General features: G+C 64.0%; 23 protein-coding genes. 3 read left to right on the forward strand and 20 right to left on the reverse strand.

Features of this window, described 5'->3' with window-relative positions; translation table 11 throughout:
* The 20 genes from N5D20_RS05050 to N5D20_RS05145 form a co-directional block, all read right to left on the reverse strand.
* A complete protein-coding gene (locus N5D20_RS05050) occupies positions 1 to 3,600 on the reverse strand; it encodes a hypothetical protein (protein ID WP_279914195.1) in 3,600 nt (1,199 codons plus the stop codon).
* A 3-nt stretch (positions 3,601 to 3,603) separates the two neighbouring features.
* A complete protein-coding gene (locus N5D20_RS05055; RefSeq protein ID WP_279914196.1) occupies positions 3,604 to 4,020 on the reverse strand; it encodes a hypothetical protein in 417 nt (138 codons plus the stop codon).
* Complete coding sequence (locus N5D20_RS05060; RefSeq protein WP_279914197.1) at positions 4,020 to 7,769, reverse strand: Laminin subunit alpha-2; 3,750 nt, start codon at positions 7,767 to 7,769, stop codon at positions 4,020 to 4,022. The genes N5D20_RS05055 and N5D20_RS05060 overlap by 1 nt, the downstream gene beginning before the upstream one ends.
* Complete coding sequence (locus tag N5D20_RS05065; RefSeq protein WP_279914198.1) at positions 7,762 to 8,412, reverse strand: hypothetical protein; 651 nt, start codon at positions 8,410 to 8,412, stop codon at positions 7,762 to 7,764. The genes N5D20_RS05060 and N5D20_RS05065 overlap by 8 nt, the downstream gene beginning before the upstream one ends.
* Before the next feature lie 71 nt (positions 8,413 to 8,483).
* Positions 8,484 to 9,284: a hypothetical protein gene (locus N5D20_RS05070; protein ID WP_279914199.1), complete on the reverse strand. Its 801-nt coding sequence runs from the start codon at positions 9,282 to 9,284 to the stop codon at positions 8,484 to 8,486.
* Positions 9,285 to 9,297: 13 nt separating this feature from the next.
* Entirely contained in the window at positions 9,298 to 9,717 is a 420-nt protein-coding gene (locus N5D20_RS05075; RefSeq protein ID WP_279914200.1) for a hypothetical protein, read from the reverse strand.
* 55 nt (positions 9,718 to 9,772) lie between these two features.
* On the reverse strand, positions 9,773 to 10,096 hold the full coding sequence (locus N5D20_RS05080) for a hypothetical protein (protein ID WP_279914201.1): 324 nt from the start codon (positions 10,094 to 10,096) through the stop codon (positions 9,773 to 9,775).
* Positions 10,093 to 10,584: an endopeptidase gene (locus N5D20_RS05085; protein ID WP_279914202.1), complete on the reverse strand. Its 492-nt coding sequence runs from the start codon at positions 10,582 to 10,584 to the stop codon at positions 10,093 to 10,095. Before N5D20_RS05085 ends, N5D20_RS05080 begins: the two co-directional genes overlap by 4 nt.
* Complete coding sequence (locus N5D20_RS05090) at positions 10,581 to 10,919, reverse strand: hypothetical protein (RefSeq protein WP_279914203.1); 339 nt, start codon at positions 10,917 to 10,919, stop codon at positions 10,581 to 10,583. The genes N5D20_RS05085 and N5D20_RS05090 overlap by 4 nt, the downstream gene beginning before the upstream one ends.
* Positions 10,916 to 11,347, reverse strand: a complete 432-nt coding sequence (locus tag N5D20_RS05095; protein ID WP_279914204.1) for a structural protein P5 — start codon at positions 11,345 to 11,347, stop codon at positions 10,916 to 10,918. Before N5D20_RS05095 ends, N5D20_RS05090 begins: the two co-directional genes overlap by 4 nt.
* Positions 11,348 to 11,426: 79 nt before the next feature.
* A complete protein-coding gene (locus N5D20_RS05100) occupies positions 11,427 to 11,792 on the reverse strand; it encodes a DUF2190 family protein (protein ID WP_049442274.1) in 366 nt (121 codons plus the stop codon).
* A gap of 22 nt (positions 11,793 to 11,814) precedes the next feature.
* Positions 11,815 to 13,791, reverse strand: a complete 1,977-nt coding sequence (locus N5D20_RS05105; RefSeq protein ID WP_279914205.1) for a prohead protease/major capsid protein fusion protein — start codon at positions 13,789 to 13,791, stop codon at positions 11,815 to 11,817.
* Positions 13,792 to 13,793: 2 nt separating this feature from the next.
* The gene (locus N5D20_RS05110) at positions 13,794 to 15,284 is read right to left on the reverse strand and encodes a phage portal protein (protein ID WP_279914206.1); all 1,491 of its coding nucleotides are present in this window, start codon (positions 15,282 to 15,284) and stop codon (positions 13,794 to 13,796) included.
* Position 15,285: 1 nt separating this feature from the next.
* Positions 15,286 to 15,501: a hypothetical protein gene (locus tag N5D20_RS05115; RefSeq protein ID WP_279914207.1), complete on the reverse strand. Its 216-nt coding sequence runs from the start codon at positions 15,499 to 15,501 to the stop codon at positions 15,286 to 15,288.
* Positions 15,502 to 15,580: 79 nt separating this feature from the next.
* Positions 15,581 to 15,898, reverse strand: a complete 318-nt coding sequence (locus N5D20_RS05120) for a hypothetical protein (RefSeq protein WP_197578046.1) — start codon at positions 15,896 to 15,898, stop codon at positions 15,581 to 15,583.
* A complete protein-coding gene (locus N5D20_RS05125; RefSeq protein WP_279914210.1) occupies positions 15,895 to 17,820 on the reverse strand; it encodes a phage terminase large subunit family protein in 1,926 nt (641 codons plus the stop codon). The genes N5D20_RS05120 and N5D20_RS05125 overlap by 4 nt, the downstream gene beginning before the upstream one ends.
* Positions 17,817 to 18,461 (reverse strand): hypothetical protein, encoded by a 645-nt coding sequence (locus tag N5D20_RS05130; RefSeq protein ID WP_197574851.1) that lies wholly within the window; start codon positions 18,459 to 18,461, stop codon positions 17,817 to 17,819. Before N5D20_RS05130 ends, N5D20_RS05125 begins: the two co-directional genes overlap by 4 nt.
* Positions 18,462 to 18,803: 342 nt before the next feature.
* Positions 18,804 to 21,218, reverse strand: a complete 2,415-nt coding sequence (locus N5D20_RS05135) for a DUF5906 domain-containing protein (protein ID WP_279914211.1) — start codon at positions 21,216 to 21,218, stop codon at positions 18,804 to 18,806.
* A gap of 175 nt (positions 21,219 to 21,393) precedes the next feature.
* Complete coding sequence (locus N5D20_RS05140) at positions 21,394 to 21,552, reverse strand: hypothetical protein (RefSeq protein WP_221740461.1); 159 nt, start codon at positions 21,550 to 21,552, stop codon at positions 21,394 to 21,396.
* A 73-nt stretch (positions 21,553 to 21,625) separates the two neighbouring features.
* On the reverse strand, positions 21,626 to 22,156 hold the full coding sequence (locus N5D20_RS05145; protein WP_049423631.1) for a hypothetical protein: 531 nt from the start codon (positions 22,154 to 22,156) through the stop codon (positions 21,626 to 21,628).
* Positions 22,157 to 22,224: 68 nt separating this feature from the next.
* Here N5D20_RS05145 and N5D20_RS05150 point away from each other — a divergent pair, with 68 nt between their 5' ends.
* The 3 genes from N5D20_RS05150 to N5D20_RS05160 all read left to right on the forward strand — a co-directional run bounded on the left by N5D20_RS05150 (position 22,225) and on the right by N5D20_RS05160 (position 23,521).
* A complete protein-coding gene (locus tag N5D20_RS05150; RefSeq protein WP_049423629.1) occupies positions 22,225 to 22,455 on the forward strand; it encodes a hypothetical protein in 231 nt (76 codons plus the stop codon).
* Positions 22,456 to 22,680: 225 nt separating this feature from the next.
* Positions 22,681 to 23,235, forward strand: coding sequence for a hypothetical protein (locus N5D20_RS05155; protein WP_279914212.1), 555 nt, complete (start codon positions 22,681 to 22,683; stop codon positions 23,233 to 23,235).
* A 121-nt stretch (positions 23,236 to 23,356) separates the two neighbouring features.
* The gene (locus tag N5D20_RS05160) at positions 23,357 to 23,521 is read left to right on the forward strand and encodes a hypothetical protein (protein ID WP_279914214.1); all 165 of its coding nucleotides are present in this window, start codon (positions 23,357 to 23,359) and stop codon (positions 23,519 to 23,521) included.
* Positions 23,522 to 23,540: the final 19 nt, after the last annotated feature.

Here is a 23,540-nt window from a genome sequence, read left to right on the forward strand (position 1 = left end):
TTACTCACCTGGAATGTTGCCAATGACCTGGAAACGGGTGGAGTCGGTCGCGCCCTCCGGCGTGCCGGGCAACGTCGTGCGCATCATCCATACGGGCGCCAAACCACCCACGGTGTTAAAGCGAACGACGTTGTTCGTAGACCACCCAGTTCCCCAACCCTCCTTCTTCATCACGAAGTACGGTTGCCCGGTGCGAGGATTGATGGGCGCAAGATCCGTAGTGGTGTTTCCTGCAGAGATCGTGCCGACCGTCTCGCCGATCACCTCAAACTGGGTTGCACTGGTAAACCGCACCGCCCAACGCTCAGTGATCGCATCCTTGTTCGTCACAGCGAGCGGATAGTCCGTGTCGTTGTAGGTTCCGGGCGCAACACTGCCGCTCGGGGAATCGGCCCACACGTTGGTCCATGCAGCCTGGTCGAACAGACTCACCACACGCGCCTGCAGGTCCAGCGACCCGTTGGCCTCGCCCAAGCGCAGTGCGGTGCTGATCATCGCCTCCCCCACGGGATAGTCGTGCGTCAGGGAGGTGTTGATCTCGATTTCGCCGGTGATCTGGGGCTGAACCACAAGGCGCCGGTCCTCGACGCGCTCGCTGATCGTCAGCGGTAGCGCGTATGCAGCCAAGTTCAGCGGGTCGCTGAAGCGCAGGTTGCCAACGTCCAGATCCGCCGTGAACCAGGCGGCGTCGACCGGACGCCCATCCGCGTCGCGTACTTCGATGCCTGCAATCCTGCCGCGACCAAAGGCGACCAGCTGTCCCGCTTGCGGCGATGGCACCACGTGCTTGGCCGTGTGGTGGATCAGCACGGTCTGCCCCGGCTTGAACGCCGGCGCACGGCCGTCGCTGGGCAGACGCACTGACGACAAGCCGATCACTACCTCCGACAGCGGAATCGATCGATACACGACCGCGCCCATATAGATCGTGCCCGGCAGCACGAGGGTCGGCCTCCAGACCTGATCCCCCTCAACCTGATCGGGATCAAACCAGGGCTTGCCTTCATTCCCGGCCACGGGCACCAGCTGGCCGAACTGAACCTTGACCACACCACTTTCCCAATCGACCTTGCCACGAATTTCCGCAGCTGACAGCACACCGTTGATGTCCGCAGTCACCGTGAGCAGCTCACCGTCGATGCGGGTCGCGCGCAGAGTGAACATGCCTGGCCGCAGCGGTGAACCGGGCGCACGGAAGAAGCTGACCGCCACGCCCGGATCGGCGATGCGTGTCAGCAGCGATTGGATCTGGACAGTGTTCTCGCCGCCTGCCAGCCACTGCACCAGATTCACCACACCTGCGGCGTAGTCGATCGTCCCTGCGTAGATGCCCGAACCAGTGGTGGGATCGATGGAGTGATACAGCCCGCCGCTACGGTCAACGTAGGTGCGCCCACGGAATGCGAAGCGGACGCTGCCCGGAACGATGCTGTCACTGATGGTCGGAGTGAGCTGCAGCTGGACCGCAGGCAGCGGCATGACCTCCTGCGCGGACTGGGCGGCCTCGCCGGCGAGCATCCAACCGGCTGAAACGATACTGCCGGCGGAGAACTGCGCCAGCACGTCCAGCCGCTCGTAGCCAACCACCTTCAGACGCCCGGAGCGGATCTCGTACACCGGGTAGGAAACCTGACGGACCATGAACTTTCCCGCCTGCAGCGAGACCGCGCCCGTGCTGTAATTCACGGCGCCGAGCACGGTGCTGAAGGCCGTGTCCCCAACCGAAACGCCCACCAGGTTGCCTGCGCCATCATCCTTAGCGATGACCCGCATCGCCTGAGGGGCCGACGACAGGTCATCGCGATCGCGCCGCACACTCACAAGCCAGTCGAGAATCACTGTGCCCTGCCTCACCGGTCCCTGCGGCAGGGTGAACGAGACGATCCCGGCCGAGTCCGGAACAGGCTGCGGCGCTGCGTGGAGCGGCTGCCCCCAGTCATAATTAATCGAGAGCTGGCTATCCGCATCAGGCAGATTCAGCGGTCGGAGCGAGATCTCGCCGGTCGAGTAGCTGATCTGTCCACGGACCTGCCCGCCGATCAGCAAGCCGCCGTTCCCGTTGTCGGTGACCGCCACATTGGCGCCGCCCACTCGCAGCGTCAGCTGCACCGTCCCGGGAACCGCCGAGCCCTCCCCCAGCACAAAGCGGAGCGCCGGCGGCAGGATTGCAGTATCGCCGACCCTGGCTTCCGCGATGATTGGAGTGCCCCAGTTGGAGATGATGCTGCTCTTCAGATCCGGCAGCGCGCCTGCGGTTACCACGACAGAGCCGGTCTGGTAGTTGATGGTTCCGGTGCCTTGACCTGGCTTGCCGAGCAGGCGGCCGCGGCCGTTGTCGGTGAGCCTGATCCAACGGCCCAGGGCGCGGTAGTCGACCACCACCGTACCCGGGGCCGGCAGCGGGGTCAGCTGGAACAGCCAGACCATCCCCTGGTTGTTCTGCGTCACCTCAATCTCGTCTGTGAAGCCCTGCATGGGGATGGAGCCCGCCGGGGACGCGGTGATGCTGACACTGGTACTGCCGACGCCGCTCGCGTGGGTCAACGCTACGACCCCGCTCTGATAGTCGACCGTACCGCTCCAGGGCGTCGCCACGGCGGAAGCGAGCCCGCCAGTACCGTCGTCGGTGAGTTCGACGCTGCCTGCAACCACCCTTACTGCGCCCACCACCAACCCAGTACCGAGGTATCGGCTGACCGGCACGCCAGCAGCAAAGCTGGCACTGAAGGTCTGGCCGAGGCTGCCGGCAGGGCCGGACGGGACCTGGCTGATGGTGCCCATGCCGGCCAGCACGTCACTGACCGGAGTTTCGGCCGTGGAGGTAGGAACAATGGACACGTACGGGGTATCGACTTGCACAGCGAGATCGCCAGGCTTCCCAGCGGCGGTGAGGCGTTTGACGCTGTGATAGCTGGTCGCCTCCACCACGTTGGTCTCGTAGATCCTGGTCGCGGGCTTGGTGGCCGAGTACCGCACCACCTCCTGGCCGTAGAAATCGCGCAGCAACGCGTTCACCAGCTCGATCACCAAGACATCCCGCTCAAATGCCCCTTGGTCATCGGTAAAAGTCCGTGTCGTACGGGAAAGCACGCCTTTGACCCGCACGTACTGCTCGGCCGGTTCATGCTCGGAGCTGGCGAGGGTCAGCAGCGAGAAGTTGTCATTGATGTCGGGGCTCGGCGCGTCCTTCATCGCGTAGACCTGGATAGTCATCTGGCCGCTGAAGTGGTTCCCCAGCAGGACAAAGCGGGACTCTGTGCCTCGCGTGATGTAGCTCTCGACGCGGTTCTTAGCGTCGAGGCGCACGTCACTGTAGGAGCCGGTGGCAAACATCGTGACGGTCACGCGCGGGTCTGCCGGAGGATCAATCAGCACCGCGATCGCATCCTTCAGCACGTCTGGCGCCGGTGTATCCACATGCACAAACATCTTGCGGAGGGTGGTTCGGCCAGTGGTCCGCTCCTCATCACCGATATCCGGAAAGAGGTTGTTCATCGCCCCATCAATGATTTCGGTCTGAACCATGCGGCCACCGCCGTCAGGGTTATCTGTCAAGCGCTGCGACTGTCGCAGCTTGATATCGGTAGCAAGAATCGTCATGGATTACACCGTCATGAGGCGAAGGGTGATGGAGAAGAGGTCCGCATCAAGCGCGGGGACAGCAAAGCGGGTGGGATCGACTTCGATGGCCGGCCCATCCGTGCGGCGCCACCGCACCTGGAATGACCGCTCGCCGCTGTTGTGGGCCGGCATGACCAGATCCAGCGGCGCCAGGCGAGCCTCGCTCTCACTGGCCTGCAGCGCCCGTAGAACAGGAAGACTGACGACGCCGACGTAGGCAGTACCGTCCCGGGTGGTCTGAAGCGTGATCGGCCGCCCGGCCTGTCGCGCAGACTCTTGGACGACCAAGGCACCCGTCAGGCTTGTGCGCGCCTGCTGCCCAACCTTCCAGGCCGTGAACTCATCGGTCCATTGAAGGTCCGCCGGCAGTTCGATTCCGGCAAGAACAATGCGGGTCATCAGCTACGCCCTCGCACGGAAACGGCCCTGCTTTGCTGAACCTGGCGTAGGACCAGCGGAGCGACGAGGCCTGCGAGGCGCTGTGCTTGCTGCACCTCGGCTGCGGTGGCACCGGCCACCACTTCCTTCGAAGGCAACTTCCAGTCAATGACAATGACCTGCTCATTGCTGCCGTTGCTGCCGATACGAGCGGCGTCTGCCCTCGCCTGCGCCTCTGCCTCAGCATCGGCCTGCTTGCGGCGCTCGGCGAGTGCAGCGGCGGCCTCCTGGTCTCGCTGCTGCCGCTGCCGCATGACCTGGGCCTCCAGCTGCGCCACCTCTGCGATTTCACCCTTGCCCACGTAGTCGAACTGGCCGGCCAGTCGCTCCTTCGCTGCCTTGGAAAGCTCATCCTCCGCCTCGGTCGTCGCCTGAAGCTCGGCCTTGTACTCCGCCAACTTCTTGCGCTGGTCAGTAACGCGGTTCAGTGCATTGGCAAACTGCACAAGCGGGTTGGGGCCGCTGAGCTTGCGCATCGCCTGCAACGCCGATTCGGAGACCTCGCCAATGCTGAACGCCATTCCTTGCGCAGCGGCCCCGGCCTGCCCCATCTGCTTGCCCATTCGTTCGGAGCTACTCCCTACCCGGTCAACCTGGTCCGCCGCACCTCCCGCGCTCTCGCGCACCTCCTCCAGCCGCTCGCGGCTGCGGCTGGCACCGTCCTGCAGCTGCCGCATTGCCACGTCGCTCACGTCGCCCAGCCGCTGCATGCTGCGCTCGGTGTCGTAGATCGACTCCTGAACCGCGAGCTGGCTGTCGACGTTGTCCCGGCGCCACTGGTCACTGTCTGCGGCTGCAGCACGGGTTGCGTCCGCATATGCACGGAAGGCGCGACGAACGTCTTCCACAGAGGCCTTGCCGCGCGCCGCGCCGTCTCGGATCGCTTCGAAGGCGCTCTTGGCGGCGTCGCGCGTTGCATTGAGCGACGCCTGGGACTGGATGCCAAGCCTGGCAAACTCGTCAGCCAGCGGGTCAATGGCAACCTGAATCTCGCGAATGCGAGCGTTCAGCGCGGCGGCCGAACGTGCGGCCGCATCGAAGCCGACCTTACCCTGCCGCCCTGCCGATTCCAGCAGCGCGCCCAGTGTGCGTGCTTCGTCCAGCGTCGCGACCTTGCCAAGCGCTGCCTTGAAGGCCGTCTCGATTTGGACGCCGGTCGCGATCGCGCTCTCAGCCACCGCACCGAAAGCGGCGATCGCATCCTTACCACCAGCGCTGAAGCTGACGCCCATGCGCGATGCGGAAACACCAAGCCGCTCCATCGCAGTAACAAGCGTGGTCTGCAGCACGGCGGCGGCATTGGTGGCGCCTTGCGGCATTGCCTCAAACGCCGATTGGGCCGATGCCTGGAAGCGGAGCAGCTCCTCCCCGGAGAGCTTCTTCAGCGTCTCCAGCAACCCATCGCGCACATTGCGCTCTGCGGCAGCGCCTTGGGAGGCGATGTAGCCCAACGCCGCTCCGACCGCCTCCAGGCTCGCCGTGTCCGCAAAGTTGAGCCCCTCGAACACCTTGCCGATCGATTCCTTCGCGAGCTTGGCGTTCCCGTCGATCCCCGCCAACTGCTGCACCACAAGCTGTGCTGCCGGGCCGATGCCGTTCGTCAGCGCGTCCGCAGCAGTCTGGACGCCACTCCGGAGCGCCGCAAAGCCCGTCGACACCTCCAGCAACTTCTGTGTGACCTGGCCCAGCTGCTGCAGCTGCTCAGCCGTCGCGACGCCGGCCTTCTGCTGCATCAGCAGGAAGCCTTCCTGCGCCGTGAGGTACTGCTCCAGACCGGACAGGCGCTTCTCGTAAGCCTGCCGCTCCGCCTCGCCCAGCTTGGCGACTTCCTCGGCTGACTTGATAACCACGTCACGGTATGCAACGAAGGACACTGCCTGTTCACGCAGTTGCAGCGCCGAATCGCGGACCTGGCTGATGTAAGCGCGCTGCGCTTCACCGGCACGCCTCAGCGCCGGGTCGTGCTGCTTCCAAATGTCCTGCGCCACGGTCTTGAGGACATCCAGACCGCCCATCGCCGCTTCGAGCCCCAGGACGGCGACAGTAATGGGGACTGCCTTCGGCAATCCGCGCAGCAACGCTCCGAACCGGCCGATGCCCCGGCTGCCGCTGGCGACCGCCGCATTGTTGGCAATTTGCGCGTTCGTCGTCGCGATCAGCGCGGCGCGCCATGCGTTCAGCTGAATCAGGGCCCCCACGATCTTGAACTGCGCGTATGCGGCAGCCATCAGGCCGATCACGCGAGCGTGGTCCACAACCCACTGCGTCGTGCCCTTCACCGCCTCGGCCATGGTGATGATGGCCTGGGCGGTCTGCTTGGCCCAGCGCGATAGGCTGCCATCGGCGGCCAATCGATCCAGCGTGGTCAGCAGGGTGGTGAGCTGTTCCTTGAAGTAGGTCAGCACCCCCTGATCTGCGACCTCCTGCTTCCAATCCTTGAAGCGATCGGTGGCGGTCTTCCACAGGCCGGCGATGGTGCCCACCTTGGCCGCTGCAGCCGCACCACCATACGACTCGGCCAGCAGGTCGAGAATGATCGCCTGAGCCTTAGCCACCTGGCCGGTCGCTTCCAGACTCTTGATCAGCGACTTCTGGCTGTCATCCAGCGTGAAGCCTTGCTTGCTCAGGCTCTCCATTGCCTTCGACGGCGTCTGCAGAGCCTTGCCTACGACCTCGGCAGACTGCTCCAGCGACATACCCAGCCGCTGGGCCTGGTCGATGGTGATCTGCATCGCTGCCGGGAACTGCTCGCCCACGATGTTGGTGTAGGACAGCAGACGCACCTGGGCGGCGCTGATCTGCCCATCGTCAAACAGCCCACTCTGCAGCTGCTGGCGCATGGCGGCCAGACTTTGCGCGGTGAACTCACTGGTGCGCCCCGTAGCGTGCAAGGCCGCTTCCAGCTGAGCCAGTTCCTGCTCAGCGTCGCTACCCTCCTTCACGATGGCCTTGATGCCATCAACCACTCGGTTCAGGCCGACGAACGCGATCGCACCAGCGGCGACCGCCTTGAGCTTGCCGAACCAGCTGACCGTGCTCTCCGTGGCGTTTGCCAGGTCGCCGCTGCCGGCGGCGGCATCAGCGGCGCGCTCCCTGTACTCAGCCAACGACTTCGCGGCCGCCTTGCTGGTGTTAGCCTGCTTGCGGAAGGCAGCCTCGCCCTCCTCGATCTGCTGCTTGCGCCGCCGCCCCGCCTCGGCCTCTGCCGCAGCGGCCCGGGCCTGCTCAGTGAGCGCTCCCGCGCTGCGGGTCGCCTCGATACGCAGGCGCTGCTGGTGATCGGCCAGGTTCGCGGTGTTGACGCCGAGCGAAGAAAGCTCGTCGTCGGCTTTGCCTACGGCGTCCCATTGCTCGTTGAGCGCCTTTTTCAGGCGCTCGCCTTCCTTACGAAGATCCCGCTGGGCTGCCAGTACCTCGCGGGAGGGCTTCTCCATCTCCCCGATCCCGAGGCTGAGCGCCAGCGCGGCCTTCTGATTGTCATCAAACTGCTTTTCCAGCTCCGCGAGATCGGCCAGCATGCCGTCGAAGGCATCCGCTTTCGCCGCCGCCTCGTTCAGCCCGGTGAGCGAGTCGAGCAGCTTCGTCGCCTTGCCTGCGGTCTCGACCGACACGTCCCCCAGGTCGCCGAACGCCGCGCGCAGTTCGTCCACACCCTCGCGGCCCTGAGTCTCGATGACGACCCGAATTGCTTCTTCCAGCCGATCAGCCATTGGAGCTTCCGTTAACGCGCCACTGGCGGCGCAGTTCTGTCAGGTAGGTTGTGTGGAAGCGCTCGATCAGCCGGCGACGGGCCTCCAGGGCGCGGCTGTTGCCATCAGCACCCGAGAGCATCTCGAACGGACTGGGCCCTCGGAGGATGCGAACCGGGCCGCGACCGTAGCGCTTCTGCTGCGCCCGATCCCAGCTGCGCACACGGATGGCCCTTCGGCCTTTGATCGTGGCGATGAAGGCGCCGTCGTAGGTCTTCGACTCGCCCACGCCAATGCCGGCCGTGGCACCTCGGGATCTGCGACCGGCCCAGCGACCACCGAACTCGATCAGCGAGATCTGCCGCGTGCTGGCCCAAATCGAAAGGAAGTCATCCCTGCCTCGCTTACCGGTGCTGTAGCCGCGCTCGCCCGTTTCAACTCGATACTTCCCACGAAGCGCAGAGGCGCGGATGTTGTAAGAGGCACGGACCTCCTGCGCAGTAGCCGGCCCGGCCCGGCGCTGCAGGCCAACAAAGGCACGCTGCACAGACAGGTCGTAGCGGTTCAGCACCTCGCCAGCCAGGTCGGTCAGGCCATGGAAGCCTTTTGCCCGCCGGCCGCTGACGTAGTACTTGAGCAGGTTGTTGTTGCGATTGGACGCCACTGTGCCCTTCCAGTTTCAGACCGGGAGGGCGCCCTTCCGGCGCCCTCCCCTCGCCGGGGTCACCGGCACGCTCAGCCCGCCGACTGCGCGGCGATCTTGAAGGTGTAGAGATCGGCCTCGCCGGCCTGGAAGATCACCGGGCCGGTCAGGGTCACCTGAATCGGCTCATCGCTGAACCAGTCCACGTCGCCATCAACGGTCAGGTCGACGTTCGGGATAGTCAGCAGGCCTTCGTCGCCGCTGATGCGGTCCTGCATGTCGCCCAGGATCTGGAAGGACTTGCTCGGCGTGGTGCCGCCGCTGATGGCGGTTTCCAGATATGCGTCGTACTTGTAGTTCGCCACGACGGTATCGCCAGCCTGCAGTTGTCCGCCGGACTTCGGAATCAGCAGGCCATGCGCCGAGTCGAGGGTGTAATCCGTGCCCTTGACCAGGTCGACCGCGCCCTTCTTAAATGCCGGCTCGGTATCGGCCAGAAGGAAGTTGTGCGGCAGCTTCACCGGCGTGTCCACGCTAGCCACAGTCACGGAAACGTCCGTCGCGGTGCCGGCGGCGACCTGGGTGGCCACCAGCGTGCCGTACAGCATGCGGGCCAGGATGGCCGGCGGCACTTCCAGCGAGGTGATCGAGACGCTGGTGACACCAGGGTTGGAATCCTTGTGGATGATCTGCTGATAGCGCGCGTCGCGGCGTTTGCTCTTGATCTCCACCGAGTCGCCGGCTTCGTAGCTGAACGTCAGCGACGACTGCTCCAGCGGCTGGTTGCCGAACTTGTCGGCCGGCTCCGGGATGACGGGAATACGGGCGCCGTTCGCGCCGTGCTCCCAGAAACGCAGATCGCCTGCGAACTTGCGGACTTTGGGCTGTGCCATGGTGGTGCTGCTCCTACAGGTTAGGGACGGGCTCAAAGGTCTCGGTCAGACCAGCCCGCGCGGTGATCTGAGCGACGACGGCGGAATGCCCTGCGTCGTCTTCCAGGGTTGCCATCTGGCTTTGAAGCAACTCAAACTTGGTAATGCCCTTGGGCAGCTGCTTGTCGTTGAAGGTCAACACGCGAATCAGGTCGTACCTGGCGCGGTGCACGAGCAGCCGAGGGTTCACCGCACCGCTCTCTCGCGGCACCTCAAACTCAATCGTGACCGAGGCGTCGGAGTTGACCTGGGCAGACCCACCGCCGGTGCGCGACAGCTGTTGGACCGAAATGAGCGTGGCTGGTCCCGACTGCTCCTCATCCAGCTCGGCATCGTCGACCACGATCAGTCCCGCGCCTATGTCGGTGAGGAATCCGGCGCTGGCTCGGATCATCTGCACTCGACCGCGCAAGAACTCGACCAACTGCCAGGAAAGAGGTTCGGGCCGCTCAGCCACGACGCACCAGCCACCGGCTGCGGGAGCCGTCGTCACTGAGTTTCTTCATGTTCACGAAGACTTCGCCAGCGACCTCGACGCGGTCGCCCTGCTCCACCTCGATATCAGCTCGCAGGTATGAGACTTCCACGCGCCCGGAGACGAACTGGCGCAGCTCACCGATGGTCTCCACATCGCGGTCGACGTAGACCCGCACGCCATCGGTCACGGTTCCGCTCTTCTCCGACGTCACCTTCGAAGTCGAGACCATGCCGGCTAGGGAAAATGCGCCGTGGATGGTCGCATCCATGTCACGCAGGAAATCCAGCTCGTTCATCGACTACCTCCCGAGCACAGCAGTGCATAAGCCTGAAGCCCCCTCACTTGTGCGTCGCACTGGGCTGCGGCGCCAACAGCTCGGCCCGCACTCTCAATTCGGTCGTCGGCTCGACCATCAGGCTGGCTGGCGGCAGCGGCGGCTGCGGACAGCTCGGCGGTGGCGACGGTCGCTTGCCAGCGCTGGTGCAGGCGCTGGTTGCCAGCGCGAAGATCAGCGATAAGGCGATCAGAGGCTTTTTGAGCATCGTCCTTTTCCTTTTCATATGTGGCAGCCAGATGATTGGCTGCTTGAGCGCTTGCGCGTTCCGCTGCAAGCACGTCATTCGCCTCGGCCAGTGCCGTCATGGCGGCATCACGCTCATCGCGAGCCTTGTCTCGGGCAGCGGAGGCGATGTCGGCAGCCCGGTGCGCTTGGGCAACCGAACCCCTTTGCCAGATGGCCAGGACGCTCAAGCCAAGCAGCAGCGCCAAAAGCACCCGATTCATGCCACAGGCTCCTCGACGGGAGGGACGACCACTCCCAACTGCTTGAGCGCGGACTCCAGCGAGATGACGCGAAGCCTCAGCCGATGAGCATCCTCTTGCGCCTTCATGCGCAAGCGAACCTCTTCGTTGTACTGCTTGACCACCTCCGCCTGGGAGGTCTCCAACGACTTCACCCGCTTAACGAGCCCGTTGAGCAGATCTACGTTGGCGTCGGTTTCGGTGCGCTCTTTGCGGCGCGCAAGAACCGCACCCCACGTTTCCCGGAGCAGCCACAGCGCGACTGCGCTGGCGGCCAGCCACCAAGGAGCCCCATTCCCGTCGACGCCCCCGGTCACTTCAACGCCTCGGCGATACCTGCCGCAACCACGTCGGCGTTCCAGTACATGCCACCGTTCTCATGCTTTGCGATGGCGGTCGCGAGGCGCCCCAATGTCACCGGGTTGTCCAGGCGGATGACTTCGGACGGCGACACACCTACTGCGGTGGCTACCTGCCGGACGTAGGCGCCAGTATCGTTCTCCACCGGAGGCGCCCAGCGCCCGATGATCTCTTTCACGGTGCGCAGGCCGTGCTTGCGCTGGTAGGTGAGCAGAGTCTTCGCCAGGGCGCGGAACCCGGCCTGCGGTGTCAGGAACACGCAGAAGCGCTGCTCGCGCGCGATAGCGGCGACGGAGCGATCCTCACCCTGCCACGGCGTGCTGGTGCGGTCGATGTTGCCAGGATTGTTGTTGCGTACGCCGCGCGGCGTGCTGGTGGTGCCCATGCGATTCCCCGATGTCGCTGTGGAAGAACCGGCACCGCTCACGCCACCCGGGCATCTGTGAGCGGTGCCGGCCTGTCGATTACGCCTTGGTCGCGTTGCCGGGCGAAAGACGGACTTCGGCGGTCGTCTGCCCGGTGGAACCGGCAGCCCAGGCAAACGCCGCGCCGGTGATGTCGCCGGCCACGGCGGTCGCGGAACTACCGTCGACTGCCTTGGCGCTTGCGCTCCACACCAGCTTTTCACCCTGCTCGAAGACCGCCGTAGGCACCTTCGGCAGCGTGAACACGCCGCCCAGGGCTACGCTGCCCGTCGCGCCGGCGGCGATGTTGACCAGGGCAACCCCCAGCTGATGACCGACGACAACCGCCTGACCCGATGCAACCTGCTGTTCGGTGGTGTTGGTCCAGGGGATCACGTCCCCATCGGATACGAAGTTCTGTGCCATGTCTCAGTGCTCCAGTTGGGGATCAGCCGCAGCGCTGCACGCCGCGATAGTCGAGGGCGGCAATGCCGAAATCGAGGCGGGCCTTCCAGCGCACACCGTCGACGGTGAAGCCTTCCTCGTAGTCCAGGAAGGGTTCGGTGATCCCATCAAGGAATGCGACCTCGATGGCCGGACAGTCGTTCGGATCGGCGAACAGGTACCACTTGTCGTCCTTGATGCGCGCTGTGTCGACGATGTCGCGGAAGAGACCCTGCACCGCGTTCGGGCGCTGCAGCTTTCCTTCAGCGTCCGGGTCGTACTCGGCCTTGTTGGTGACACGCGCGGCACTGCCGTACTTGGTCGGACCGAGCCAGAGTGCCGGCGACAGATCCAGCACATCGTTCCCGCCCACGTCCTTCTGCTGGGCCAGCTGGACGCGCATCGCGTCGACCGAGGTGACGCTCGGCACTGCTGCCGCCAGGATGTTGCCGTGGTCGGCGTGGAAGAGCGTCTTGTTGGAATCCAGCTTCGGATTGCTGGCGAGGAACGCATACGCGTCGGCTTCAATGGTCCGCTTTGCGGCACGACCGAAGGCCGTGGCCAGGCCGAGGAACGCGCCCAGATCGTCGTTGATGATCGCCTGGCGGGTCAGATTGATGGTGTTGCCCTTGGTGCCGGCGGTGATGGTTGCCTTCTCGCCGTCCGGGATCTTCTTGTTCTTGAACTCGCCGGCATCGGTCAGCTTGTCGAGGTTGCCAATGCTGCCGATGCGGTAGCGCGAGTGCTCGCGGAAGTCGCTGACCGTGCCGGTGACGCACCAGCGGGACCAGGTGTCCGGCGCGACAGCGTAGGCAGCCTGCAGTGCCTTGTGCATCGTGTTTTCCAGCAGCACCGGGAAGTCGCTGCCGCTCTGGGTAAACGCGCGGCCCACCAGCTCCAGCTTCGCCATGCCATCGGTGCGAACACCGCAACGCTCCAGGCTACGACGGGCCAGGTCCATCAGGGTCAGGCCGCGCACCGGATTGTCACCGGTGAGCGCGAAGATCCGCTTGGTTGCGGGATCGATCACCTGGGCTCGGTGCAGCAGCGCATGCGTCACAGCGGAGCGATGCAGATCCTGCTCGTCCTCGGTGACGCTGATACGGTTGATGTTGCCGCCAGCAGCGGCGTCGCGCTGCTCCAGCGTGGTCAAGATCAGGCCACGCACGTGATCGACCGAGTGACCAGCGCGAATCCAGCCAGCTGCATGTTCGGTCTGGCCGTGGCGGGTTGCCAGCTCCACGATGTCGGCTGCACGCGTATCACCTTCCGGTGCCGGTGCTGCGGCCGGCGCTGCCGGAGCTGGGGCGTTGTTGATGGGTTCCTGCTGGACCGCCGGTTCGGCGGCGCGGGCGGCGGGCTGAGGCATGGTGTGCTCCTGCGACGATGCGCTACGGGTGAATACACAGGGGGTTCCCTGTGCGGGTTGATTGCTGCGGGTACCTGCTGCCGGATCGGCCGGCACAGTGACGAAGCTGATCTCACTCGGCGTCCACTCCACCGCGCGGTAGATCGGCAGATCGCCGGGGTTGACGGCGCGCTCGATCTCATAGCGCTGCACTGTGTAGCCAACCGAGATGTTGCGGATGATCCCAGCTCCGATATCGGCTATGACGCCGGCCAGCTCCTCGCGACCGGAGAGGCGAATAAGCGCGTGGCCTTCGCCATTAGCGAGCCAGGCGCGATCCACCACGCCCATCTGAGAGCCGATGCCCCAAGTGTTATGGCTGTCCAGGACCGGTGCAGCACCGGACGACAGACGCTCCATGTTGCAGGCCGCTTCATCAACGACCAGCTCCTCCCAGTAGTAGGTGTCGTTCCACCAGTCGTAGCGCCGCACACGGGTACCAGCGGTCCACTGAAGTTCGATCGTGCGCGCCTCACTATCGAAGCTGGTTGGCTGCAACTCGGCCTCACGCAACTGAGGTGGCATGAGGCGCGTCGTACCGTCCTGCTGTGGAGCCTGGATTGGCTGGGGCATGGTCATTCCTCGTTGGCTGTTGAGGCGTCGACCAGGCCGGTCCGGGCGCCACTGGATTGAAGGAAGGTCATCAGCTCGAGCGCGCCGGTCTCTTTCATCCGCTTGAAGTCCTTGCCCATCTCGGCGTATACCGCGTCCGGGTCGTAGCCACGCCGACGCAGCGCTTCGCTGGGCGAGTTGAGACCGGCACCCATCGCTGCAATTTCTGATTCGATGTCTTGCTTGGGGTTGACGTAGTCCCAGCGAGGCGTGCTCCAGTCGGCAGTGCTTCCCGTGGAACGCACGCCGCCGCCGAGCGCGGCTGCTTCGTCGAACCAGCGCCAGATCGGCTTACACATCTGAGGGACCAGTACCAGCCACTGCATCTGTTCGCAGTCGCGCCGGAACTCCATCTGCCGAATGCGGGCGCTGGAGAAGTTCACTTCGCGCATGTCGCCCGTGGCAGATTCGTACGGAACACCGACTCCAGCAGTGATGATGTGCGCGTTGAACTTGCAGTATTCAACGTAGCCGCCTGCAGGCTTAGGCTCGACTGTCTGGAAGGCGGTGGCACCGGTGATGTGGGTAACACCACCGCTGGGCAGTGGGCCAAGGTCGGTGACCTGGTCACGATCTGAGCCGAGCTGGGAAGGGCCGTCATCGTCCGCGTTGGACATCGAATCGATGTCGCCACTGACGATCACGCCAAGTCGGGCTTCCAGGTTCTTCCGCGCCAGCTCGGCGTCTTCGTACAGCATCAGGTCGCGCACTCGCGCGATCACCGGTGCGAAGCGCGTAATGCCGCGTCCCTGCCCGGGGCGGACAGGGTTGTAGAGGTGAATGATGTCCGACGCCGGCACCAACGAACTACTCAAGCGCATAGAGCCACGCACAGCCTCACCGGGATGCGCCCCGAATAGCCAGTAGCCGCGAATCCGACCAATCGCGTCGTACTCGATGCCGTTGATCACCTGACCACCGCCCGGCGCAGAGCCGTTCTTGTTTCCGTCCAGCCAGTCGATTTCCAGCACCTGAAGCTGCAGCGGGACCGCGAGACCGTCCGACTGACGCCTGGTGCGGCGGCGAATCATGACTTCGCCGTCCTGCTCCATCGCACGATACGCGGTAGCCATAAGGCCGTAGATGTCCGACTTTCCATCCGCGTCCGCCACGTCGGCCCAGCGGCCCCACAGGATGTCCAGCGCGGCAGCGTTTGGGCCTTCGGCCTTGGGAGTAATGCCGGTCCCGATCGTTGCGCTCACCAGCACCTGGAGAGACCGCGCGCAGTACGGTACGTTCTGCACCAGTGCCCGAGCGCGGTTGCGCAGCTCGCGGGCGTCTGCCAGATGATCGGTGTTCGCGCTGGCTCCCGCCCTACGAACACGCCAACCGTCAGTGCGCGAGGCGCCCTCGTAGGCACGTACCGCCTCCAGCGTCGCCCTGGCGCGGTGACGCTTCAGGGCTGCCTGCGGAGAAATGGCGCCGATGACCCTGTCGAGCAGCGAGGCCGCCATGTCAGAAGCCCCTCAGCGTCGTGAAGCGGTAACGGCGCGTGGCCGACTTCCGTCGTCCAGCCGTCGTGGCGGCAACCTCAGCCTCCATGCGGTCCAATGCGGTCAACATTGCTTCGACGGACTGATACGTGATCTGACGATCACCATGACGAACGGACAACTGGCCGCTGGCGATGGCGGCCTTCAGCCTCAGCACATCGTCTTTGGTCCAGCTCATCAGTGAGGCATCCGCGAGATCATGGATGCCAGTTTCCTGATCAAGTGCGGGTGAGTCTCGGGGAACTCACCCGCACCCCCTACTCATTCGCGCAAGGCTCATCAAGCAAGCGGTACAGCGTCCGTCTGTCGATCCTGAACCTCCTACACAGCGACCGTACTGACTCCTGTTCCTGCATTCCTTTCCGGATCTCATCCACAGGGTAGGCACTGCTTTGCATGCTGGCGGGGATGTACAGATCCTGGGCTGGGTACTCCTCGACAAGATAGGCCACCACGGCCTCCACAACGCTGCGTATATCGTCGCTGTCACATCGCAGGCGCAGCGCGGCGCCGACCGCGAGTTCCTCCGTTAGCTCACTGATTCGCACCTTGTTTCGGACTGTGTTCCTGCTCACCACTGCCTCCCCATGCCGCGAGGCTGCGCAGGCCGTTGCCGGCGAGGCACACTCGATGTTTCACGGGAATCAGTGGGAGCGTCGGCCTCCGACGCAGCAGATGGCGTTTCGCGTGAAACGCTCACGCTTGGCGGCGCAGCCAGCCGTTGTTCCAGAAGGTCCCAATCGGAACGCGTGAAGCGGTTGATACGGACCTCTGGGTGATGGGTCGCCGCGTAGGCATACACCCATGTGTCCAACGGCTCGTTTCGGGTCACCTTCTTCTCAAATCTATTCTTGACTGGGTTGTAGACCTCCGACACCAGGCCCGGGAAGAACTCCTCGGGCAGCTGGTCACTGAGGTGGACCATGCGATTCTCGGGCTTGCGCTCGGCGTCGGCCGACAAACGGCTGTAGAGGTAGTGCTTGGCTGCAACGGTCCCCACGTGGTTGATGGTGATGCCGCGCTTGTCAGTCTTGCCTTTCCAGGTGACGTCAGCCAGCTTGCCCTTGGACAGCACAGGAGCGTTGTTGGGTACAGCACCAAAGATGCACATTGGTCGGGTGATGCGTCGCTGACGGACGTAGTTCTTTACGGCCTCGGTGCGGTGGCCACCAGCGTCGATGGCCACTGCCATCGGCCGTAGCAGCGCGCCATCTTCGCGCTCGATTGCGCGGTTGAGCAAATCGGTCAGGGCTACCCACACCGCTTCCTCGGCTGGATCGCCCTGCAGTTCCACATAGTCCAGCGTCCAGGCGGTCATACCCCGCCCCCAGCCGACGACGTGAATAGCAAGACGGTTGTCCTGCGTATCCACACCTACGGTGATAGCCAGCACACCTTGCGGAGCCGAGCGAAGCGCATAGGGCTCGGCACGATCCTTGATGACGTTGTGTTTGACTGCCCGCATTGCGGGGTCTTCCCACGTCTCGGCCAGGCGGTCATTCACGAAGGTCTTGAGCGAAGCTGGATCGCCCTGCGCCTCCAGCCATTCTTTGACCAGGTCCAGCCAGCGTGGACCCAAGCCAAACTGGTAGTACAGGCAGTTGATGGTGTAGCCGCGGATCGGCGAGTCAGGATTGGCAGCGACCCAGCGCCCCTTGGCGATCATCTCAGTCTTGAAGTGCTCCTCGATCGCGACGCCACACTCGCAGCACGCATACCACGCGCGACTCTTGTCGGGCGACCACACCAGGCCACTCCACTGCAGCGCCTGGAAGTGGCCGCAGTGGGGACACGGCACGTGGTACCGGCGCTGGTCACTCTTTTCGTACAGCTTCGCAATCCGGCTAAGTCCGGCGATGCCCGGGGTGCTGATGTACTGCCGCTTGTAGGTGGTCGGGAAAGACGATGTGCGGCCGTCCAGCATCTTCACCGGATCGTCGCCAGTGGAGAGCTGCTGCGGCGCCTCATCGATCTCATCCACCTGCAGGTACTTCACCGTCGAGGACTTCAGGCGCTGCGGGCTGCCCATGTGTTCCACGAACAGCTGGCCGCCGGCAAAATCCTTGAACGTGCGCTGGTTGGCGCTGTCGCGGCTAGCGGTGCTGGTCAGCGCCTTCTTTACAGCAGCGCAGACCTCGATCATCGGATTGAGCTTCTGGGCAATCCACTTGTTCATGGACACCTCGCCCGGAAGCGCATACATCATCGGCCCTGGAGCATAGTCCATCCAGTAGGCCATCGCGTTCGTCGCTAACTGGCTCTTGCCGAACTGGATCGGAAACATGCAGACCTGGTCATGTACCGGGCTGCGGGCAGACATGTTGTCCATCGGCTCCCGCAACGGCGGGTTGCGATCGGTCACCCAGCGCCCGGGCTTGCTACCGCTCTTTGTGGACAGGCGCATGTGCTCATCGCACCACTGCGACACGCTCATGGGCCGTCGCGGCTGCAGCGAGCGGGCCAACACCGATGCCAGGCAGTGCTGTGCCTGCATCATTCCGAAGCCTCCGCAGCTTTGGCTGCCAGCGTGCGGAAGCCCTGGCTGAGCTCTTCCAGGGCGTGGCTCACCTCATCCCAGACCAAACGCCGGCACCCGGCCTCATCCAGTGTCGCAGCGAGCTGCGGCGCCAGCGTATCGGCGAGGCGCTCCATCGCTCCCCGGAACGTCGTGGCGTGCTCAGCCAGGAATGCCTCCACGTCCGCGCGCGGCAGTAGCAACCCCAGCTCCTTCTGCAGCGCGATGTGGGCCATGTGCGCATCGGTCTCGGCCTTGTCGGCCAGCGCTTTGGCCTTGCGCGCGGAATCCGGGGTCTGCGGCCGGCCGGCCCGTGAGGGCCTGGAATCGTCCTCGTCGCTATCCTCTTCATCGTCATCGATGTCGGGGGCGAGAGCATTGGCACCCTCCCCACTCCCCACCAGCGAGCTGCCACGCTCATCGGCGTGGCGCTGGGCTACGCCGGCATAGACCGGATCTGTGGTACGAGCGTAGAGCTCCAGGGAGGCGGTCTTCAGGAATCCCTTTCCGCCAGCACCCACCACCACCCTCCCCTTTTTCCTCAGCTCGACCACGTAGGATGGCTTGCAGCCGATCAGGGAGGCCAGCTCTTTGCCAGTGATCGTCACGTCATCCTCAGCCATTGCTACCCCCTACTCCATTTCCTTCGAAGATCGTTAAAGCGGAAAAACGCGCGCGCGCGAGCATGTGCGGGCTGTGCGGTGGCGTGTGCGGGATGCGATATCCACTGAATGGCTGTGGCACAAGCCGTGTGCGGCGTGTGCGGGATGTGCGCCCCCCCATATACGCACGCGAGGCGCATCGTGGTGCGACGGCATGACGCCCATTCGCGCCCGCGCCCGCCCATGTAGGCCGAGTCCCGCACGTCCCGCACACGCCTACTGCTGCAAGAGATTCACGGCAATTCAATGCCCGCACATCGGCCCGCACATCCCGCACGCACCGCACATTGATGGGTATAGTGATCACGCACGCCCCTTGTAGTCGGAGAACATGCGACGGAAGGACACGACCTGGTCTCCCAGCCATGCTGCCTCTGTCTTCCCGTCAGGCACGGTGCAGTTGCCGAGCATCAGGAAGCCGTGAGGTCCGTTCACGCTCTGCTCGATCTGGTAGCGCTTGCGCGCCCGGTCGGGATGGGTGATCTGGCGCTTGCGCACCAGCGCGTTGATGAACTTTGGTGACGGCGCCGGGCGCGGCAGGCCCTCTCGCGCACACCAGGCCTTATAGACCTCGTACCACTCCTTCGAGAGCGCCGGCATGGGCTTGAGCCCGGGGATGTCGTCGCCGTAAAGCTCGTCCAAGAACCGCTGCGGGCTATCCTGACTCAGGCCAATCAGCTCCTCTTTCGCCTGGGTCATCGGCGGGTTGGTGCCATTGGTGAAGCCGGTCAGATCCACCTGCAGCAAATAGTGGTGCAGCGCCGCCGTGGCGCCATTGCGGATATCGGCCAGCACCTCGGTGTAGAACTCTTGACTGAGCTTGTCTGGCGTCCAGATCACCGCGTGCCGCCGGTCATCTTCCTCCAGCACGACCGGCATCGCCTCGTTGGACAGGAACACCAGGTTCGCGTGATTGTCTTCTTCGTAGGCCTGGATGTTCTTCGGGTTGATGCGGATGCGGTCGCCCGTGATCAACGCCTTGAGCTTGTTCTTGAGGTGGTACACCTCGGTGCGTGCGACCACTTCGTCGGCCAGCAGGAACAGCTTGCGGCTGGCCCAGTCATTGAACTTGTCTTCCAGCGCCGCCTGGTCCAACACGCGCCCATAGTCACCGTAGAGCTTCATGTACTCATCGAAGAACATGTTCTTGCCGGTGCCCTGCGGACCATGAATGACGATGGTCGATTTCATCTTGGCGCCAGGATGCTGCAGCGGGTAAGCAAGCCACTTGACCACCCAGTCGTACAGCGCCTTCTGGTTGGCTTCGTTGCCGCACATGTGCCAGAGCAGCTGCAGCAGCCGGTCGCAGTTGCCCTCTTGCGGTACGGTCGGCCAACCGGCAAAGAGGTTGCATGTCACCCCTGGCTTCTCGCACGAGGGGTCGAAGTCAACTTCGCGTACCCGCACGATGGACCGATCCGAATGCTCCATCCACGCCCGGTGCAATTCCTTGCGCACGCAGGCATCGCGCATGTCGCCCAGTGCGACCAACATGTGTTCTTTGTGGTCGAACACCGTGCCGCCCTGCCCATAGACCAGGGCGAAGCGCTCAAGCAACTCGCTCAGCGAGTGGATCGGTGCCAGGCGATCATTCCCCTCGCCCCCGTTGCTGGTGATGGAAGGCGCGCGTTTTTCTGCTGGCACCCGCCAGGACAGCTCCGTGAGACGGGCCTCGACCTGCGCCCGCACGACATGCAGGCCCTCTTGGGCGTGCAGATCGTTGAAGTCGCTGATCTTGCGGCCGCTGTCGATGAAGCGCTCACGCCTGCCCGACTCATCTGCGAAGACCGGATGCAGCACCGCTCCACCCACGTCCAGCGCTGCGGCCTCGGCACCAAGCAGACCTGCATTCGATGCGCCATGAGGCTGCGCGCAGGAGGGGCAGAACTGCGGATGGTCGGCAAGGACGAGGCGGCTCTTGCAGTGTCGGCACTTCTGCAGCACGTCGTCATCGGCGCACAGCAGCATCTTGATGCCGCGATAACGCTTCGCCAGTGCCGAGGCGACGGCCAGCATGTTGCCGGCGTCGAACGCTACTGCCACCGGGTAGCCCGTCGCCATGTGCAACGTGGCCGCAGTGGCATAGCCCTCGGCCACCAGCAAGATCCACTGGGGACTTCCGCCGATCAGGTGGAAGTGGCCCTTCTTGACCATGCCTGCCGGCCAGTACTCCTTGGCCGGCTTGCGTCCTGCCGCCGCCAGCTTCGCGCTGCGCAACACCTGTAGGCCGTGCACCTGCCCGTTGACGTCCAGCAGCGGAACAAGTGCGGCGCCCGTCGTGCCATAGCGCAGGCCGAAACCCTGCACGCCCTTGCTGACCAGGTAATCAGCCTCGCCAACTGCATTGGCCTTGGCCCAGGCGGACGACGCCCGCTCTGCAGCCCGCTTCGCTTGGGTCTGACGGGCAGATTCCGCACGGCGGCGGTCCTCGGCCAGCCGATTGCGCAGCGCTTCGCGCTGTTCATCGGAGAAGGTCTTGTCGCGCTTGCGCAGATCGACCTTGGTTGCGCCGTTCTCGTTGCCGTGCCAGACGCCGTATGTGCCGACGACCAGCACTTCGCCAGCCGAGGTGTTCAGTTCGTGGAGCGCGTACCAGCCGCGGCGCTCGCGTGAGCCCTCGACGCGACAACGGACCATGCGTCCGGTGGTGTCCAGTTCGGTGATCAGCAGGCCAGCGGACTGCAGCTGCTGCAGCACATCCCCATAGTTCTCAGACATTCAGTAGTTTCCCGAGCCGCTATCTACCCAGGAAATGCGCGTCGGAATACCCGCGTCCGTCAGGTCCAGGGAGGACCCATCGCTGGTATCGCGAATGGCTCGCAATGCCAAGGCGGATTCAGTAGCGCGGGGAGCACGCGGCCTTTCACAAGCCACCCGGGGGGATGGGGCCGAATCAATGCTTGCTTGGTACATCTGGATTCCCCAAAGGCAGACAGTGCTGCCGGTTGTCTTGCTGCTCTTGTCGCTGGCGAATGCGCTCGCGCTCTGCCAATGCTTCTTCACCTACCAAACCGGGCACCGCGTCAGTCAGCGCCAAGGCGGCCAGTTCCATTGCTTGCCGCGCAGCTGCGCTGGCTATGCCACGCCGTCGATATCGGGATCGATGGGCGTGGTGGGTTGCCACGTCAGTCCTCCATCCCCTGCTTACCAGCAGCACGGCAGGCGTTGCGCTCCAGTCGGTAGCAGAGCCTGCGCACGTCGCGCGATAGGTCCTGGATTCGATCCGCCTCGGGGACGGTCAAGCGCTGGTCGGCCATAGCGTCGATACCGGCGCCAGCCAGCGCGCCGGTCAGCTTGTGCAGCTCCAGCAGCTTTGCTTGGATCGCGGCCAGCTCGTTCGGCCAACCACCCTCGGGTGGCGGCGGTACGTAATCCACCATCAGGTCGTACTGACCTGCGAGGGAGCACACCCAGTCGGTGGCAATCTCCTGCGTGACCACGAACTGCTGCAGGTAGTCCGTCAGGATCTCGGCCATCTCCATGGAGATAGACTCACCATCGATGCCTCGCAGTTTTTTGCGCAGGGTCTCTGCCGAGATCGACTTGCCCCTACGCTTGCTGATGTGTGCGGCCGCATCCTGCAGACCGCCTGGGGCGCGGGCCACTGCGTTGTGCAGGGCATCCCGCCAGTAAAGATCAGAGCGGAGGCAGGTCATGCGTCCCCCTGAAACGGGCCAACGATCATCGTGGGAAGGCTGATTGCGGCCGGGGCAACATTGGCGCCATGGCAGAGATCATCAGCTTCCCGCAGCGCATGCGCTTCACCGCGATCCGAACCTACGACGCCGCATCCGGCATCGGCGGCGTCGTAGCGGTCCTGTTCGCCCCGGCGCGCAAGGCTCTTGTATGTAGACCGATTCATGCCGTCTCAGCCGGCCAGATGTCAGGGCGGATCGCAGCAAGAGCCAAAGGCTCGCAGCCAAGCTCGCCACCGATCTCCACTGACGCCAGCTGAATCTTTCGCGCCAGGATCGGGCTGGGCTTCTTGTTCCTCCAACCGGTCGCGCACTGCCACAGGTATCCCTCAGAACTGCCGGTCAAGGCAGCGAGGCGCCGCTTACGTTCGGGGTCCGAAATGAAGGTGAGTAGGTCCATAGGGCCAATATTTAGCCCCGAGCTAAACGTTAATGTCAAGCACACAGCGCAACTTCGACGTTTAGCTACTAGCTACGCTTGCCGTATGGATGCCATCACCGCCAGACACCTCAACCTCCAGGCCCTGGTCGCCACGCTCAAACCACAGCTGGGGACGCAAAAAGCGATCGCCATCCACTTGGACATGGCGCCTTCCTATCTGAACCAGCTATTGAGCGGCAAGAAGATGGGGGATGACGTTGCGCGCAAGATCGAACGCGCGGCCGGGCTATCCCATGGCTGGCTGGACCAGCCGAGGTCCGACGACGACGCCAGTGCTGGGGCCCCTGCTGGTTCTCAGGATCTGCGAATCGACCCTGAGATCATCGCCTCCGCGATCAGGCTCGTGAGGCTAACGTTCGCCAACCTTGGGATTGATGACTTCAGCAATGAAGAAGACGGTACGCCACTGGCTTATGCCTACGAGTACCTATACCAGCGGGGTGAGGCAACGGTAACTCCCGACAACCTGATTGACTTCAGCAAGGCGCTTGCACAAAGGCTCAGGGAGAAGGATGGAGAAGCAGAAGAAGGAACCCCCGGCCGCCGGGACGCTCGAAGCATTGGCTCAGGTGATCGCGCAACGCGTCGCAAGGCGTGACGGGCAAAAGCCCAAGCTTCGCTTAGTCGAAGCACCTAGGCCATCAGCCATAGATAACGTAACGCGAGACAGCATTCTCCGGCGTATCCGCTGGCTCCGGGATCACTACAACTTGGGCTGCTTGATCGACCAGGCAACATTCAACACGCCAGGCATCGATTGCCTTGAAAACGACGCGCTGGTGCGTCTGCATCGGGAGATGGAAGCCGCCAGAGAATGCTGCATGGACGGAGTTCCTTTGGATGAAGCTGGCTTCATCCGAGATGTTTCCATCCAGGACGCGTGACCCTGAATCAAAGCAAGTG

It is taken from the genome of Stenotrophomonas sp. GD03877 (assembly GCF_029840555.1).
Taxonomy (GTDB): Bacteria; Pseudomonadota; Gammaproteobacteria; order Xanthomonadales; family Xanthomonadaceae; genus Stenotrophomonas; species Stenotrophomonas geniculata.